The organism is Cobetia sp. L2A1 (assembly GCF_009796845.1).
In the GTDB taxonomy this organism is placed as follows: Bacteria; Pseudomonadota; Gammaproteobacteria; order Pseudomonadales; family Halomonadaceae; genus Cobetia.
The window spans coordinates 304,116-319,990 of record NZ_CP047025.1 but is presented as its reverse complement, the minus strand read 5'-3'; the positions used below and the strand labels follow the sequence as shown (position 1 = coordinate 319,990).

15 protein-coding genes and 5 tRNA genes are annotated in these 15,875 nt (G+C 58.8%); 13 read left to right on the top strand and 7 right to left on the bottom strand.

The features are described from left to right. Window positions 1-52: 52 nt before the first annotated feature. Entirely contained in the window at window positions 53-1,120 is a 1,068-nt protein-coding gene (locus GQR90_RS01490) for an AraC family transcriptional regulator (RefSeq protein ID WP_158772589.1), read from the top strand. Between the two features lie 161 nt (window positions 1,121-1,281). On the opposite strand, the gene GQR90_RS01485 is transcribed toward GQR90_RS01490, so the two are convergent. From GQR90_RS01485 to GQR90_RS01460, 6 genes are all read right to left on the bottom strand, one after another. After that, window positions 1,282-1,358 (bottom strand) — tRNA-Asp (locus GQR90_RS01485). Window positions 1,359-1,362: 4 nt separating this feature from the next. Next, window positions 1,363-1,439: transfer RNA gene (locus GQR90_RS01480), tRNA-Val, on the bottom strand. Between the two features lie 49 nt (window positions 1,440-1,488). Continuing rightward, window positions 1,489-1,565 (bottom strand) — tRNA-Asp (locus GQR90_RS01475). 42 nt (window positions 1,566-1,607) lie between these two features. Continuing rightward, window positions 1,608-1,684, bottom strand: a tRNA-Asp gene (locus GQR90_RS01470). Window positions 1,685-1,762: 78 nt separating this feature from the next. Next, a tRNA-Val gene (locus GQR90_RS01465) sits at window positions 1,763-1,838 on the bottom strand. A gap of 214 nt (window positions 1,839-2,052) precedes the next feature. Continuing rightward, a complete protein-coding gene (locus GQR90_RS01460; protein WP_233266382.1) occupies window positions 2,053-2,910 on the bottom strand; it encodes an alpha/beta family hydrolase in 858 nt (285 codons plus the stop codon). Window positions 2,911-3,084: 174 nt separating this feature from the next. Between GQR90_RS01460 and GQR90_RS01455 the strand changes: the two genes are divergently transcribed. The 4 genes from GQR90_RS01455 (at window position 3,085) to fnr (ending at window position 6,480) form a co-directional block, all read left to right on the top strand. Next, window positions 3,085-4,506 carry a cbb3-type cytochrome c oxidase subunit I gene (locus GQR90_RS01455; RefSeq protein WP_158772588.1) on the top strand — a complete coding sequence of 474 codons (1,422 nt, stop codon included), beginning with the start codon at window positions 3,085-3,087 and terminating at the stop codon, window positions 4,504-4,506. Next, window positions 4,503-5,168, top strand: a complete 666-nt coding sequence (locus tag GQR90_RS01450; RefSeq protein WP_158772587.1) for a cbb3-type cytochrome c oxidase subunit II — start codon at window positions 4,503-4,505, stop codon at window positions 5,166-5,168. Before GQR90_RS01455 ends, GQR90_RS01450 begins: the two co-directional genes overlap by 4 nt. Further along, the gene (locus tag GQR90_RS01445) at window positions 5,165-5,437 is read left to right on the top strand and encodes a hypothetical protein (protein ID WP_158772586.1); all 273 of its coding nucleotides are present in this window, start codon (window positions 5,165-5,167) and stop codon (window positions 5,435-5,437) included. The genes GQR90_RS01450 and GQR90_RS01445 overlap by 4 nt, the downstream gene beginning before the upstream one ends. A gap of 293 nt (window positions 5,438-5,730) precedes the next feature. Further along, window positions 5,731-6,480, top strand: coding sequence for a fumarate/nitrate reduction transcriptional regulator Fnr (gene fnr / locus GQR90_RS01440; protein WP_325064280.1), 750 nt, complete (start codon window positions 5,731-5,733; stop codon window positions 6,478-6,480). 131 nt (window positions 6,481-6,611) lie between these two features. Here fnr and GQR90_RS01435 read toward each other — a convergent pair whose 3' ends face one another. Beyond that, window positions 6,612-9,110 (bottom strand): fatty acid cis/trans isomerase, encoded by a 2,499-nt coding sequence (locus GQR90_RS01435; protein WP_158772585.1) that lies wholly within the window; start codon window positions 9,108-9,110, stop codon window positions 6,612-6,614. A 264-nt stretch (window positions 9,111-9,374) separates the two neighbouring features. Between GQR90_RS01435 and bufA2 the strand changes: the two genes are divergently transcribed. From bufA2 to GQR90_RS01395, 8 genes are all read left to right on the top strand, one after another. Beyond that, window positions 9,375-9,647, top strand: a complete 273-nt coding sequence (gene bufA2, locus GQR90_RS01430; RefSeq protein WP_199269455.1) for a BufA2 family periplasmic bufferin-type metallophore — start codon at window positions 9,375-9,377, stop codon at window positions 9,645-9,647. A 128-nt stretch (window positions 9,648-9,775) separates the two neighbouring features. Then, window positions 9,776-10,726: an MNIO family bufferin maturase gene (gene bufB / locus GQR90_RS01425; RefSeq protein WP_158772584.1), complete on the top strand. Its 951-nt coding sequence runs from the start codon at window positions 9,776-9,778 to the stop codon at window positions 10,724-10,726. Beyond that, window positions 10,723-11,583 (top strand): HvfC/BufC N-terminal domain-containing protein, encoded by an 861-nt coding sequence (locus GQR90_RS01420; protein ID WP_158772583.1) that lies wholly within the window; start codon window positions 10,723-10,725, stop codon window positions 11,581-11,583. The genes bufB and GQR90_RS01420 overlap by 4 nt, the downstream gene beginning before the upstream one ends. Window positions 11,584-11,732: 149 nt before the next feature. Further along, complete coding sequence (locus GQR90_RS01415) at window positions 11,733-12,605, top strand: pseudouridine synthase (protein ID WP_158772582.1); 873 nt, start codon at window positions 11,733-11,735, stop codon at window positions 12,603-12,605. Window positions 12,606-12,697: 92 nt separating this feature from the next. After that, the gene (gene tcdA, locus GQR90_RS01410; protein WP_158775223.1) at window positions 12,698-13,549 is read left to right on the top strand and encodes a tRNA cyclic N6-threonylcarbamoyladenosine(37) synthase TcdA; all 852 of its coding nucleotides are present in this window, start codon (window positions 12,698-12,700) and stop codon (window positions 13,547-13,549) included. A gap of 48 nt (window positions 13,550-13,597) precedes the next feature. Beyond that, a complete protein-coding gene (locus tag GQR90_RS01405) occupies window positions 13,598-13,855 on the top strand; it encodes a DUF1653 domain-containing protein (RefSeq protein WP_233266381.1) in 258 nt (85 codons plus the stop codon). A gap of 288 nt (window positions 13,856-14,143) precedes the next feature. Then, the gene (purE, locus tag GQR90_RS01400; RefSeq protein WP_158772581.1) at window positions 14,144-14,662 is read left to right on the top strand and encodes a 5-(carboxyamino)imidazole ribonucleotide mutase; all 519 of its coding nucleotides are present in this window, start codon (window positions 14,144-14,146) and stop codon (window positions 14,660-14,662) included. A gap of 3 nt (window positions 14,663-14,665) precedes the next feature. Beyond that, window positions 14,666-15,787: a 5-(carboxyamino)imidazole ribonucleotide synthase gene (locus tag GQR90_RS01395; protein ID WP_158772580.1), complete on the top strand. Its 1,122-nt coding sequence runs from the start codon at window positions 14,666-14,668 to the stop codon at window positions 15,785-15,787. Window positions 15,788-15,875: the final 88 nt, after the last annotated feature.

Here is a 15,875-nt window from a genome sequence, read left to right as displayed (position 1 = left end):
ACCCTACCGCAAGGTCACCCCTATCCCGCCCGTGCAGCGATGGAGACTCGACATGCAGCTGGGAGAAGTCTCGATCAGTCTGGCGCACCTCGTTTCGCGCAGCCTGAGCCAGCAGAAGATAGACCCCGACCCCGTCATGCGCCCCTATACCGACTGGCCACTGCCCGCGGATGGTGAGGCACGTATTGGTATTGCGCGTTACATGCGACTCGGCCATGCAGCGATTCTCGCCAGTGGCGATGAGTGGCTGGGACTTGAGATGGCGCGCCTGATTCATCCCGGCGACTTTCTACTGCCAGGGCTGGCCTGTGCCTGCGCGCCTACGCTGGGAGAGGGGCTACATCTGCTGTGTGAAGCTGAAGCGCTCTACAGCGACAATAGTCGTGGCCACGCACGCTTCGAGCGCCACAGTGAGGGCGGCTGGTTGACGTTTTACTCGCTGGCACCCTATAACGCCTTCAACCGCTTTGTGGTCGACAGCGTTCTGGGAAGTTGGTGGCATCTGGCTCGCCAGCTAAGCGGTGATGAGCTTCAGGATGCTCAACTCGAGATCGACTACCAGATCCCCACTGACGAGAGCGATGTAAAGCCCAGCAACCATGAGAACATCTGGAGCGAACACTATGCACAGCGCCTGGGGTTGCCGCCGACGCATGTACGCTTTGCCGGTAGCTGCAACCGACTGTGGCTACCCGCCAGAGCGCTGGACTCTCCTACCCGGCAAACAGCGCCCGTAGCCTTTGCCCAGCTGCGCCAACAGATACTGCAGCTGCTGGAGGCCCGCCAGAGCCATCTCGATAGCGTGTCACGTACACGTCGCGCCATTGCCATGCGCCTATCTGGACGCACCCCGGGTCGCGACGAAGTCGCTGTCGCACTAAATCTTCATCCGCGCACGCTGGCACGACGACTGGCGGCTGAGGGCTGGCACTATGAGGGTTTATTGGATGACACACGCCGAGGGTTGGCCGAGCGTTATTTGCGCGACACTGGAATGAGCCTCAAGGAAATCAGCTGGATACTGGGGTTCGCAGGTCCTGAGAGCTTTCAGCACGCCTTTCGGCGTTGGCATGCACAGCCACCGGGCGCATGGCGGGGCCAGCACCAGATCAATACGTGAGCGCAAGGCATGAGGGAGAGAGGAGCAACAGATAGCGCGAATCACAGATATTGAGGGCGGCAGTCGCATAGCGATCAGGAGCATGTTGAACAAGACATGCAGACCAGAAACGCAAAAACCCGAGCACGAAGGCTCGGGTTTTACGAATTCTTGGAATCGAGTGGCGGACTGGACGGGACTCGAACCCGCGACCTCCGGCGTGACAGGCCGGCATTCTAACCAACTGAACTACCAGTCCACATTGGTGGGTAATACTGGATTCGAACCAGTGACCCCAAGCATGTGAAGCTTGTGCTCTAACCAACTGAGCTAATCACCCAACACAAACGATTCTTGCTGCAAGCAGCGGTGATATCTTGCAATTCTAGTGGCGGACTGGACGGGACTCGAACCCGCGACCTCCGGCGTGACAGGCCGGCATTCTAACCAACTGAACTACCAGTCCACTTTAGAACTACTCAATATCGGACGCATAACAAAACGAGAATGGCGGACTGGACGGGACTCGAACCCGCGACCTCCGGCGTGACAGGCCGGCATTCTAACCAACTGAACTACCAGTCCACGACAATCGCTTGCTTCTGCTAACGAACCAGGCCATTTAATCAAGTAACGCCTTGATAGGCAATAACTTTTTTCAAATGGTGGGTGGTACTGGGTTCGAACCAGTGACCCCCAGCTTGTAAGGCTGGTGCTCTACCAACTGAGCTAACCACCCGTGTCTCGTTGGCGCTGCATTCTACGGAAACCGCCCCATGAGTCAATACTTTTTTTGCGGGCACTTCCACGAACACCTTGTGACAGAGTATTGATAAGACTGGAATTTCCAGACTTGACGCTCTGTAGGCCAGTAGCCATCAGCGTTACGTCATATTTCTGACATTACACTGTCGTCATCGAGAATAAGTCTACCTCTCGGCTATTGACAGGTTTTACCCCAGCGCTGGGTGATGAGCGAGTGCATTCGCTGCCGAGGCAATTAATCTCGCCTGCGTCTCGCCACTTGTACGCCGAGGTTTGAAATCGTGCTCACCGTCTGGCAACCAATGCAGCGTGATTCGCTCGGACAACGAATAACCTCGCACCTCTTCCTGCGTCCCGAAGGGATCCCGCGTGCCCTGACAGACAAGTCCTGGCGCCTCGAGCTCCGGCAGGTGCGCAACACGCAGCTTTTCAGGCTTGCCCATGGGATGGAAGGGATACCCCAGTGCATACCAGCCAATCGGCGAGCGCACAAGGCATCTCCCCGGCATTGAACCTGCCAATGACTGCATCAAATGCGAGGCCACACGACTGCCCATCGATTTTCCGCCGACCAGCAGTGGCACGTGCTCCAACACTGCCAGACACGGCACGAGCGCCTCACACCACTGTGCCATCTCATCAATCAGGCCCGGCATACGCGGTGGCGGGCGGCGCTTGCCTTCACGACGCATCTGCACGAGGTAACCGAAATCGAACGCTAGCCACGCCATCCCCTCGCAGGCACAGGCAGCACCGAACTGCTGATGAAAATTCGTTTCGCGACCGGCACCGGCGCCGTGAGCATGCAGCAAGATGGCTCGTCGAGGGCTGCCATGAATTTCCAGTGGCCCCAGCAGGGCTATCCAGCCTCGCCACGGGCCACGCTCAATCAGTTCGGCCTCTGACAACGCAAGCCGAGCGGCCATCTCGTTCGCGACATCCTCGAGCAACGCGGGGCAGAAACCTTCCTGTGCATAAGGTAGCGGAACCTCAGTCGTATTGGACGCATCTCGATCTACGTCCGATGATGAAGTGACAGGGGGCAAGCGGTGTACTCCTGTAAATCCGGGGCGGCGTGTGACAACCGACTGACAGCCAACCGAGACTTCCCTGGGCACGCGGCAAGAAAAGAGAGACGTTATATTCAGACATTATCGTCTCGCGTGATATGTGCCACCGCCAGCGATGTATCTTGGTTCATCGCTTGATGAGGCTTTGACATGAGTACAGCACCTGATGCTTCGCTCTCCCACCACAAGGTGATCCGACAGTTTGCGATCATGGCCATACTCTGGGGCTTGCTCAGCCTCTGCCTTGCCGTCTGGCTGTGTGCCGTCTGGCTGTGGCCAACCCTCGGCCCTCAACTGGCGTGGTTGAGCTACGGCCGCCTCGCACCGCTGCAGACGCATCTGTTGCTCTATGGCCTTGGTGGATCGGCATTGATCGCCAGCCTTTATCACATTGCCAAGCAAACAGCTCAGCATGCACTTTGCACGCCCATACTGGTGCGCTTCACTTTACTAGGCTGGCAGAGTGGCATCGTGGTGGGCAGCCTGTCGTTGATGGGCGGCTTCTCCTCAGGACATCTCATGGCCGAATATCCATGGCCGGCTGACGTGCTGATGACACTCGTCTGGGTTGCAGTGGCCTGGGTATTTTTCACCACACTGGAACAGCGCAGCATCCGTCGCCTTCCCGTGGCTTGCTGGTTCTTTATTGGTTGCCTGCTGGTGGTGTTACTGCAGCACAGCCTTTCCTCATTAGCCAAACCCATCAGTCTCATGTTGGCGATGCCGCTATATGCCGGCAGCCTGGATGCCATGTTGCAACGCTGGCTGGTCGGCGCATTGCCCGGCGGCATGTTCGCCCTAGGCTTTATCGGCATGCTGTATCACGCCCTGCCGTCACAGGCGCAGCGGCCGCTACATTCTCACCGACTAGCCATCATCGGTTTCTGGAGCCTGATACTGCTGACCACATGGGGGGGTGCACCGTTGCTCTACGCCAGCGCCCTACCCCAATGGAGCCAAACGCTAGGCATGGCAATGGGCATCGTACTGCTGGCCCCGGGGCTGGCTCTCAGCGTCAATGGCCTACTGACGCTGAAAGGGGGCTGGCAGTCACTACGACGTGACCCATTATTGTGCTTGATGGCTGCGGCGCTCGTGTTTTATGCACTCGCGGTGCTGGAGCAGGTTCTGCTGTCGATTGCGCCACTCAATGCCTTGACCTTCAGTGCTGCTGGCAGCCTCTCACCGGCCGGCACCCTGGGTGTTGTGGCGATGACATCGGTGGCAATGCTCTACTTCCTTCTGCGCCATTCTCTGCCGCGCCCCATGCTCTCAGCTCGCCTGATCATTGTGCATGCGAGCCTGGCCATCGTGGGTACTTTGCTGTGCGTCAGCGCCAGCTGGGCGACTACGTTGTTGCAAGGTGCGATGTGGCATGCGCTGGCCGCGGATGGCAGTCCGCAATATGCCCTTGGCGAGATACTGGCGACGGCGCGCACTCCGATGCTGATCACCTTGGCGGGCCTTAGCTGCTGGATGATCGGCATGTTGTTGATGGCCGCCAATGTCACGCAGGCACTGGCTAGCGCTTCAGAGGATCGAGAGCTGTCACGTGGAGGGCGTCTCGCATGAGACATGTGCTGCTTGAACGTCACGCCGGATTGATGACGGCACTGTGTCTGATAACGCTGAGTCTTGGTGCACTGGCTCAGCTACTACCACTGGGCTTTCAGACGGCACTTGCTCCTCCCTCCGAGGGACTGAAGCCACTGGATGCACTCGCACTGGAAGGGCGCGAGATCTACCGTCGCGAGGGCTGTCAGCACTGTCACACACGAATGGTGCGCGACCTGCCCGGTGATCATGCGCGCTATGGCGTGACTCAAACATCCAGCAATCTCGTGTTCGACCGCCCTTCGTTGTGGGGTAGCGTGAGGCGCGGACCAGACTTGAGCCGCCTGCCGACACAGCATGACGACGCATGGCAGCGAGTTCACCTGCATTCCCCTCGAGCCAAGGTGTCAGACTCATCGATGCCCGCTTATCCCTGGTTATTCGAACGAGCACTGACGGGGCAGATCACTGAAGCCCGCATGCGTGCATTGCAGGCACTGGGGGTGCCCTACCGTGATGACGAAATTCTCGCAGCGCCCAGCAAGGTACGCGGTGTGGCAGAAATCACCGCTCTGCTCGCTTACCTGAACCATCCCTCTCTGAACTCCGCGGCATCCCAGACAGCGTTGGTAACGTCAGGAAAGGCCGAAAACGCGCAACAGACAGGAGATATGCCATGAACCTGCTCGGAGGCACTGACCTCCCCCTATTCTGGAATCTCTGGATGTGCGTAATTGGCTTTGGCAGCCTCACGCTGTGTGCCTTGCTGCTATTCAGCTGCCAAGCGTGGAGCCAGAGAAATGCCAGCGACCCTGAGGGAGATGGACCACCAGAAGAACATCATATCAATGACGTGCGTCAGCCAGACATGCCACTTCCACGCCTCTGGAGCCTGCTATTCCTGATCACTCTACTCACCGCACTCTCGAAGCTATTGGGTACAGGCTAATAAGTACGGGCTAATGAGCGTAGGGTGGTATCTGAGACAGGGCGTCGCAGCTTGCTCATTGTCCTGCCAATACGCCTAGAATCGTGAATATCGACCAACACCTACGGCACGACAAGATAAGACAAAACTAATATAATAGCAGAATTCACCGCATCGAATTAGCGACCATCCCGCTCGGGGACCGCGAATTCAGAGAGGAACGGGAACGGAATCCGCCTCAACGTGCTGTGCTCGAACGTCCCCCCAGAAGCTCGCCCCCACGGGTTTCGACGATATGCCCCAGGAGAGTCACCATGACGGCCAACGCAATGGCAACGCATCGGCTACGCGCGCATGAAGCCCGCTGCCAGACCTGCTCACTCAGTTCGCTGTGCCTACCACTGGCATTGAACATGGAAGCCATTGATCAGTTTGATGCCATCATTCGCAGACGTGCGCCACTCAGAAAGGGGGAAACTCTATTTACTCAGGGCGAAGCCTTCGACTGCGTTTTCACGGTGCGCTCGGGCAGTTTGAAACAAATCACTACTGAGAATAGCGGTGCGGAGCAGCTCACCGGTTTCTATCTGCCTAGCGAGCTTGCAGGTCTCGATGCCATCGATAGCAACTACTACCCCGGGACCGCCGTAGCACTGGAAACCACCACTGTGTGTGAGATCCCCTTTGATCGTCTCAATGCGCTCTCCGAACAGATCCCTGAGCTACGCACTCAGATATTCAAGAGTCTGAGCAAGGAATTGCGCGAAGATCGCCGCATGATGCTGCTGTTATCACGCAAGACAGCTGATGAGCGACTGGCCAGTTTTCTGGTCAATCTCTCACAGCGCTTCCGCCGCCGTGGCTATTCGCCGTATAGCTTTCGCCTCTCGATGGCACGTGCTGACATTGGCAGCTATCTGGGCCTGGCAGTGGAGACGGTCAGCCGTATCCTGACTCGCTTCCAGGTTCAGGGGCTGGTGGATATACAGGCGCGCGAGGTCCACATACTGCATCTGGATGGCTTGATCGAGCTAGCTGAAGGCGAGTGTCAGGGTGGACGCTGAACTGCGACCCCCTTGTCTTGCGACAGGATGGAGAGTCGCTGTAAACGCCGAAGCCCGCCGCGATATCGTGGCGGGCTTCGGCGTGTCTGGCAGGCTTGCCACTCACCGCAGGCGAGTGGCGTTATCACTGACTAGCGGTTCTGCAATCGGTTGTAATCCAACAATCCTGCTTCTACTGGACGATCCGCATAATTGGCTCGCAACACACTATCCGAGAACTCCCAGAAGCGCGGATCAGTCCGCCGCACACCGACATCTGCCATCAACGCACGATAATCATCTTCATCCCTGAGTGCAGCGACACGTTCAGCCAAGCCATCCAGCATATCGGGCGTCAAATGCCAGAAGGCGTTCGGATAATCTCCCGCCACACCGCGCAGCACATCCAGACTATCTTCCTTCGGACGCCGATTGGCAGCCTCATCGAACAAGCTGGTGATATTGGCATGTGCCGAATTGCGCAAGATACTGAAGAGCTGCGGACGACCACCATCACCACTATCAAGCGCGATGATCGTGACTTCTGGCATCAAGCTGGCCGCGAAGCCTCGCACATAGCTCAGGGCTTCAAGCTCGTGACGCACGGCCGTGTCCTTGACGTTGCTCAAGTTTCTTCCTTCCTCAAGTTCGGGTGCCAAGCGCTGGTGCATGCGCGTCATCAGCCCCAACCGAGCCTGCTCCGGTGACGAGAGCTCTTCTGGCGTCCAGACGATGCCACTGGGGGCATCGAACTGTGGCGGCTTCTTGAACAACAACCCCTCCAATCCGGAGCCCACATCGCGATACCAGCTATCGTGCACCGCCTGACGCTCGCCGGCCGGCAGCAGCGCCAGAAAGTTGTTCTCGCCTTCCATGCGCAGAAAGTCCATGTACAGTCGCGTGATCAACTGATGGCCCAGGTTGCCGTAGACATCAAAGCCTGCCACCAGCAGATAATGTATCCGCTCCAGCATCGGGTAATCGATGATCCACGCCGTTTTCGGCGTGCCACCGACTAACCCTTTCATCACTGCGGCATTGTCGAAGTGACGGTAAATCGTCAAGGCCGCATTGGGATTGTGCCCCTTGCCCGGCCCGTCCTTCCAGCCGCTACCATCCCACATCATCTGCGTATCCAGGTGCAGATTGCCGTCGTCGTAGGCCTTGGTCATCAGTGCCTGCTTGGCCTTGAGGTAAGCGCTCTGCTTGCCCTCGAACTTGATCCAGGAGCTGATGGGTAGTGCATTGCTGCTCTGCGCTGCGGGCAGGCTAAGGTTCTTGCCTTCTCGCGCCAGCGTGCGTTCGACTTCAGGCCGACTGAACAGTGTCGGATCCGTGAAACCGACCCAGAAATGATCATTGATCACATCTACCGCAATCTGTCCGCGACACACTGGCCCCTTGATGAAGCCCATGATGGTGTTATGGGCTTCATCAAGCATGAAGCGATAACGTGATTCAGCGGGAATCGCCTCAAAGGTCAGAAAGGGATTGGAAGCCGTCTTGAGATCATAATCCGGAAGGTCATCGACGGTGTATTGCGGACTGAGGAACAACGACTGCCAGCGGTCCAGGCGCGCCTTGGTCATCGCATAAGGCAGATGATTCTTGGCCAGCACCGTACTACGTTCTTGCCACAGGCGGTAATAGACGCGCGGACGGCCAGCGTCATCATGCGGCATGGTCAGACGGGCATCGCCGGGATAGGCGGTATAAGGCGCATCGTAAGGACGACGGGTGGAAATCCGCTGCAGCGGTTCGCCGGGCGGCGTACTGGAGCGCACCAGCTCGAAGAAGATCGGACGACCATCAGGACCATCGACACCCGGAAAGTACAGGTGCGTCAGGAAGAGATGTTCATAGATATAGCGGTTCATCAGGCGTTGCTTGAGGCTATCACCGTTGAGGAAAGCCTCGGCCTCTGCAAGGCGCGGCGCCAGTGACGCGGGCAACGGCGTAGGCCCCGTCATCGGCGAACCCTGCGCAAGCCAGTTCACCAGTGTGCGGTGCTCTTCATCACTGATCTGCGGCAGCGCATAAGGCATGCCCCAGTCGGGATGGTCTTCCGCGAAATCGTCATAGCGCTCGACGGGGGCACAGACCTGGCTGCGATTGAGCGAGAGATCGAAGCGATCTTCAGGCAGCAGGCCTTCATCCGTCACGGGCAGTGGTGCCTTGCGTTTCTGGCTCAGTGCGCGGAACAGCGTACTACCTTCCAGATTGGCCTCGGGCGAGTCCACACGCTCATTGAGCACCGGCGAAAAATTCATGTTGCGCCATTGCTCGGTGGTATCGGCATCCTCAAACATACGCGTCAGGTTTGCCGCCAGCAGGCGCGTGCCGTCATAGACCGGCGCAGGATTCATTCCGCGATCAATCCCCGCTGCCGATGACATCTTGAGCTGACAAGGCGCGTCATAGCAGCCATGGCAAACGACGCAACGCGTCTCAATGACTGGCTTGACCTCACTCTCCCACTGACGACCAGCAACGCTGTCATGTGACACTTCACGATTGTGTGGAGAAGGGGTGCCGAAACGTGCATCCAGTTGTTGCAGGGCAACGACACTGCATCCACCAAGCAGCAGTACCAGCAGAACGCTCCAGCGCCAGCGCGAAACATGCCACAGGCGTCGAAGTAGACTCAGCATACAAAAACTCCAGTCAACAGAAGCAAAGGGCGTAGAGCACGACCTTGGTAGGATATCTGCACAGTATGCCACACGCTGTCTAACGGTCCTTCGCCAACGTTGAACGAAGTACGTGTGCTTTTTTTTTAGTCAACACGCATCCGATATAAAGTCATTGGCGTAAGACTGAGTGATCCGCCTAGATTGCCTGACCGGCGCGGTAGATCGCGATGAGCCTTAATAACTAATTAAATAATGACGGGCCTGGCCCGCAAGGAAACCATCATGACCATGAAGAAGACCGTAACCGCTGTCACTTTCGCTGCCGCCGCTGCCGCACTTTTCTCCACCGCTGCGCTGACGTCCATGTCTGTTCAAGCCGCCGACAACGCCGTCAAGTGCTCTGGTATCAACTCTTGCAAGGGCACCTCCGACTGCGCGACTGCCAGCAGCGCCTGCAAGGGCCAGAATGCCTGCAAAGGCCAGGGCTGGTCCTATACTGCCAGTGCTGAATCCTGCGTTGGTGCCGGCGGCGAGGTCATCTCCGGCAAGAGCTAAGCACTACGGTGGTGGCGTCTCAGCTTCGATGATGGCGCCAAGCTAGAGCCTATAGGCTCAACGGGAGGACGGCATACCGTCCTCCCGTTCTTGTAGAAAGGGCTGTAGATCTGAAAGGAGCAGCGCGCATGCCGGTCACACATACACACCATCTCGCCACTCGAGCGACTTCAGGCGCGGGTCAAGGCTTGGGACTTCGCCCCGAGTACTACCACGAGATTCTGACGACCCTTCCAGATATCGACTGGTTCGAGGCCATCAGCGAGAACTACATGGGCCCGGGCCGCATCGAGGCTGAAGGTGTCAGTGCGGGGGGAAAGCCTCTGCATTTCCTCGAGCGTATCAGAGAGCACTATCCCATCGCCCTGCATGGCGTATCGTTGTCCATCGGCGGCAGCAACGCGCTGGATACTCGCTACCTGCGTGAACTGCGAGCACTGTGCGAACGCATCGAACCAATGTGGGTCTCAGACCACCTATGCTGGACGCGCACAGGTGCCCATCAGTTCCATGACCTGCTACCCCTCCCCTATACCGACGCGACCATTACACATCTGGCCGAGCGTATCGACCAGGTCCAGAACACGCTTGGACGCCAGCTTCTGCTGGAAAACGTCTCCAGCTACCTGACCTGGCAGCCTGATGAAATGACCGAATGGGAATTCCTCGCCGAAGTCAGCCGCCGCGCTGACTGTCTGATCCTTCTGGACCTGAACAACGTCATCGTCTCCAGCAGCAATCACGGCTTTGATCCATTGGCCTATCTGGACGCCATGCCTGTCGATCGTGTCTGGCAGCATCACCTTGCCGGCCATATCAAACAGACTGTCTCTGGTGGCGAGCTGTGCATCGACACCCATGACCAACCGGTACCGGATGCGGTATGGACGCTCTATGACGCCGCGCGCGAGCGATTTGGCGACGTCGCCACCATGATCGAGCGCGATGATAATTTCCCGCCATGGTCGGAGTTGATGGCGGAATATGCCGAACTACGTCGTCGCAGTGGCCGACCACTCAGCGAAGATTCTGCCCCTGGCACTGCCTCTCATCTCATGAGCGGAGGTTTACCTGCATGAAGCAGACTTCGCTTCCGCCCTCTGCTGATCGTGAGGCTCTCGCTCATCTACAGAACGTGACCGGCGCCTATCTGGCAGCACCGACTCCCGAGACTCAAGCCGCAGCAGTTCAGGCTGTCGTCAGTGATGCATTGGCCAGCGCAGAAGAACGCCTGGGCATCTATGCGACGGCCTATCGATTACGCCTTTTTGAGGTTTTCGGGGGAGATTTCGAGGCAGTGCATACGTTGATCGGCGACGATGCCTTCGGGCTTATGTGTCGTGAATACCTGCGCGCCCATCCTCCAAGCCACTATTCGATTCGTTGGGCGGGACAGTATTTTCCTGCCTTCGTGGCAGCACGCGAGCCCGAGCGCTCGCTTGTCACGGAAATGGCAGCCTTCGAGTGGGCACTGGGATTGGCACTGGACGCCCCGGACATCACACCGCTCAGTATTGAGACACTTCAGCAATTGCCTCCTGAGTCATGGCCGGAGCTGATGCTGGCAGCGCATCCCTCGCTGAATCTGCTCACCTGTCACTACGATACGCCGGCAGTGTGGAAAGCCATCGACAACGATGAACCACCTCGGCCCCCCGTGATATCGGACACCACCACGCCATGGCTGGTCTGGCGCCAGCTCACGCAAGCCGCCCCGGAAGTCCATTACCGTTCACTCGAGACGCTGGAATCACTGGTGCTCAAAGCCATTCTTGCCGCTGGCGATGAAGGGTTGAGCTTTGCAGCACTGGGCGAATTGCTGGCACCAGAAGTGGGAGCTGAAGAGGCTCCCGGCGCCGCCATCAACTTGCTGATCCAGTGGCTTCCCGCTGGCATACTGGTGCAGCCGTCCGAGTTCCCCGCGCAAGCCGACTGAGCCATGCCCTGGCATGCCTCACATGACGCCATGCATGACAGTCATGCTCGAAAACCGGACAATACCGACCGGCCACCCTCGGTGGCCGGTTTTTACCTTCTTGCCACCCTGATGTCTTGTCGCCCCGACGTCTTGCTGCCGTGATGCCCATGCCCAGTTCTCCAGACGCTCCGAATACTGACGTGCTATCCGCTGACCTCGTCACTGACGAGTCTGACGCCGACGACCCTGCAATCGACGCTGCACCGCCGCTGGATATTCTCTATCAGGATGATGTGCTAGTCGTTGTCCTCAAGCCGTCCGGCCTGCTGGTACATCGCAGCCCGATTGATCGTCATGAAACAGAGTTTCTCCTGCAACGGCTGCGTGATCAGATTGGCAAGCACGTATTTCCGGTACATCGGCTGGACCGCCCAACCTCGGGATTGATGGTCTTCGGGCTATCGCCGGACGCCGCGCGCTCGCTGAGTGCCGCGTTCGAGCGCCAGGAAGTTCACAAGCGCTACATGGCAGTAGTACGCGGTGTCGCGCCAGAAGCAGAACGGCTCGATTATGGACTTCGCAAGGAAGATGGCCGACTCCCCAAAGCCCAGATGCCCGAGCAGGACGCCGTCACCGATATCCGCCGCCTGGCGCAGGTCGAGCTCCCCATCGCTATCGACCGCTATCCCCAGTCACGCTTCTCGCTGGTGGAAGCTCGCCCGCTGACCGGCCGCCGTCATCAGATTCGTCGCCATCTTTCACGGCGGGGCTACCCCATCATCGGGGACGCCAAGCATGGCAAAGGCATCTATAACCGCTACTTCGGTACCACCCTGGAGTGCCCGCGCCTGTTGCTGGCTGCCGTTGGCCTTGAGTTTCCGCATCCCAATGGCGGCTGGCTGATACTGTCGTGTCCGCCAGCGGGAGCCTATGAGGCACTGATGGACCGCTTCGGCTGGCTGGGCCATCTGCCTGAGCGCCGTGCCGAGCGGCTATCCGAGCGTCCAGCCATGTCAGATGTAGATAGCCTGTCCGACTGATTTCTTCCGTTCCACTGATTGTCACGAGTCCGCGCATGACCACATCATCTGACGACCCTTCACACGACAGCACGCCATCTGCCAGCGCACAGATGCTGGCGGGCTTCTTTCCGGCCGCTGACGATACCTCGCCGGCGGATGACTATGACTTCCGCTTCGGTGGCATCAGGCGCCTTTATGGCGCAAGCGCCTTCGCGCATTTTCGTCATGCGCACGTCGCGGTCGTCGGCGTGGGTGGCGTAGGCAGCTGGAGCGCCGAGGCACTCGCGCGCTCGGGCATTGGTGAGCTGACGCTGATTGACCTCGATGATGTGTGCGTATCGAACGTCAATCGTCAGTTGCATGCGCTGGATGGCCAGATCGGTCGTCCCAAGGTAGAGGTACTGGCCGAGCGCTGCCGCTTGATCGCGCCGCAGATCAAGGTACATGCCATCTCGGCTTTCGTGTCGGCCGACAACCTTGAGACACTGATTCACGATGGTCTGGATCACGTCATTGATGCCATCGACAGCGTGCCTGCCAAGACGGCACTGATCGCCTGGTGCAAGCGTCGCAAGCTGGGGCTGACGGTGACTGGCGGTGCCGGTGGTCAACTCGATCCGACACGGATTCAGATCGCCGATCTTGCGCGTACCGAACAGGACCCGCTGCTGGCCCGCGTTCGCGCTCTATTGCGCCGCGACTATAATTTCAGTCGTAACCTCAAGCGTCGCTTCGACGTCGAGTGTGTCTACTCTGATGAGCAGCTGACCTACCCGGGTGCCAATGGTGAAGTCTGTGCCAGCAAGCCTGGCGATAGCGCGACGCGCCTCGATTGTGCTGGCGGTTTTGGTGCCGCGACCTTCGTGACCGGTAGCTTCGGATTTGCGGCCAGTGCCCGTGCTCTGGCGCGTATCGCTCGTCGCGGCGCCAAGGCAACGCCTGCTGGCAACGACAACGCCTGATCCAGCCTTCGACAACCGACACAAGCCCACCACCGCAAGGAGATCATCATGTCTGACCTGCCGCCAATGCCGCCACTACCAGAAAACCGTCCCGTGCCTGGGCTCTACCGCCACTACAAAGGTGCGCAGTACGAGGTGATTGGCACCAGCCATCACAGTGAGACCGAAGAGCTGCTCGTCGTTTATCGTGCACTCTACGGCGAATGCGGCCTATGGGTGCGCCCGTTGAGCATGTTCATGGAAAGCGTCGAGATCCAGGGCGAACCCGTGCCACGCTTCGCGCTGGTCACGCCGTGGTCCTGCTGATATCACCTGAGTCCTGCTGAGGCAAACCTGATGAGCATCAGACAAATATCAGACTTGGCGAATGTATTATCATCAATGACTTACCTCACAAGCTGACCGACCGGACAGGTACATGCCGGCTTTCAGGGGCAGTGCTATACTGCGCCGCTTGTTTTTCCAGACATACGCATTGAGTCGGTGATGGGCACGACCTGCCCCGCCGCCTCGGCCACGCCCACACAGCGCGCTGCTCATCTCATGTAGCGGGCGCTGTGAGCTGGTTCATACCACGTCAAGAGCGGAGGAAGCATGAGCGCACTGGTTGGTGTCATCATGGGATCGAAATCGGATTGGGCGACCATGTGCCATACGGTCGAAACCCTGGAAGCCCTGGGCATCGAGCACGAGGTCAAGGTTGTCTCTGCCCATCGTACGCCCGACCTGCTGTTTGATTATGCCGATACCGCAGCGGAGCGTGGCCTTGAGGTCATCATCGCCGGTGCCGGTGGTGCGGCACACCTGCCGGGCATGTGTGCCGCCAAGACCTGGCTGCCGGTACTCGGCGTGCCGATACAGTCCAGCATGCTTTCCGGTGTCGACTCGCTGCTCTCCATCGTGCAGATGCCGGCAGGCATTCCGACAGGCACTCTGGCTATCGGTCGTGCAGGCGCGATCAACGCTGCACTGCTCGCCGCCAGCCAGCTAGCCAACAAGTACCCGGCTATCCGAACCGCGCTGATAAATTTCCGCGCCGAACAGACTGATCGTGTACTCGACAATCCGGACCCGCGCCCCGATGCGCCTAGCCTGTCCCTCGGAGGCGAATAAGCCATGAGCCAGCCGTTCCGCTTCGGTATCGTAGGTGCTGGCCAGCTGGGCCGTATGCTGGCTCAGGCCGGCGCCGCCCTGAATGCTCGCTTCACGTTTCTTGATCCATCCGATGACCCTTGCGGGCGTGCGCATGGCCATCACCTGAAGGCCGACTGGCAAGATAGCGCAGCACTGGCGCAACTGGTGGCGGCTTCCGATGCCATCACATTCGAGTTCGAGAACGTGCCGTCCGATGCCGTGACCACCCTCGCGACCAGCCGTCCGACCTATCCGCCCGCCAAGGCACTCGATACGGCACGTGATCGCTGGAGCGAGAAGTCGCTGTTCATGCGTCTGGGCATCGAGGTACCGCCACTGGCGCTAGTCGACAGCCAGGCAGATCTTGACGCTGGCGTAGCGACTATCGGGCTGCCTGCCGTGCTCAAGACACGCACGCTGGGCTATGACGGCAAGGGCCAGAAAGTCCTTCGCGACATGGCTGATGTCGCAGGCACCTTCGAAGAACTGGGCAACGTGCCGTTGATTCTTGAAGGCTTCATCGATTTCGATCATGAGGTCTCCGTCATCGCCGTGCGTAGCCGTGACGGTGACACCCGCGCATGGCCTCTGTCTCGCAACGAGCACCGCAGTGGCATCCTGCATTGCGCCACACCGCTGGTAGAACATCCGCTGCAGGATGTGGCCGAAGCCGCTGCTTTCAACGTAATGCACGAACTCGACTATGTCGGCGTGATGGCCTTTGAATTCTTCGTGGTTCCCGATGGCGCTGGGCAACACCGCCTACTGGCCAACGAGATTGCACCCCGTGTGCACAACTCGGGGCATTGGAGTATCGAGGGTGCGGTCACCAGCCAGTTCGAGAATCATCTGCGAGCCGTCGCGGGTATGCCGCTGGGAGAAACAAGCCTGCTGTCGCCCTGTGCCATGCTCAATATCATCGGCCGCATGCCAGAACGTGATGCTGTACTGGCTGTGCCCGGCACTCGCTTGCATGACTATGGCAAGGCGCCGCGTGCGGGGCGCAAGATTGGTCATGTCACAGTGCTGGCAGCCGATGCGGAAAGCCTCAAGGCACGCATCGCTGCCGTCGAGGCACTGCTGATCAATGATTTGGGCAAGTAAGCAGGTGTAGCCACACTGCAAAAAAACGCCCCCGCTGCCGATGGCAGCGGGGGCGTTTTCGTTCCTGTCACGGCTCAAAAGCCGCCGA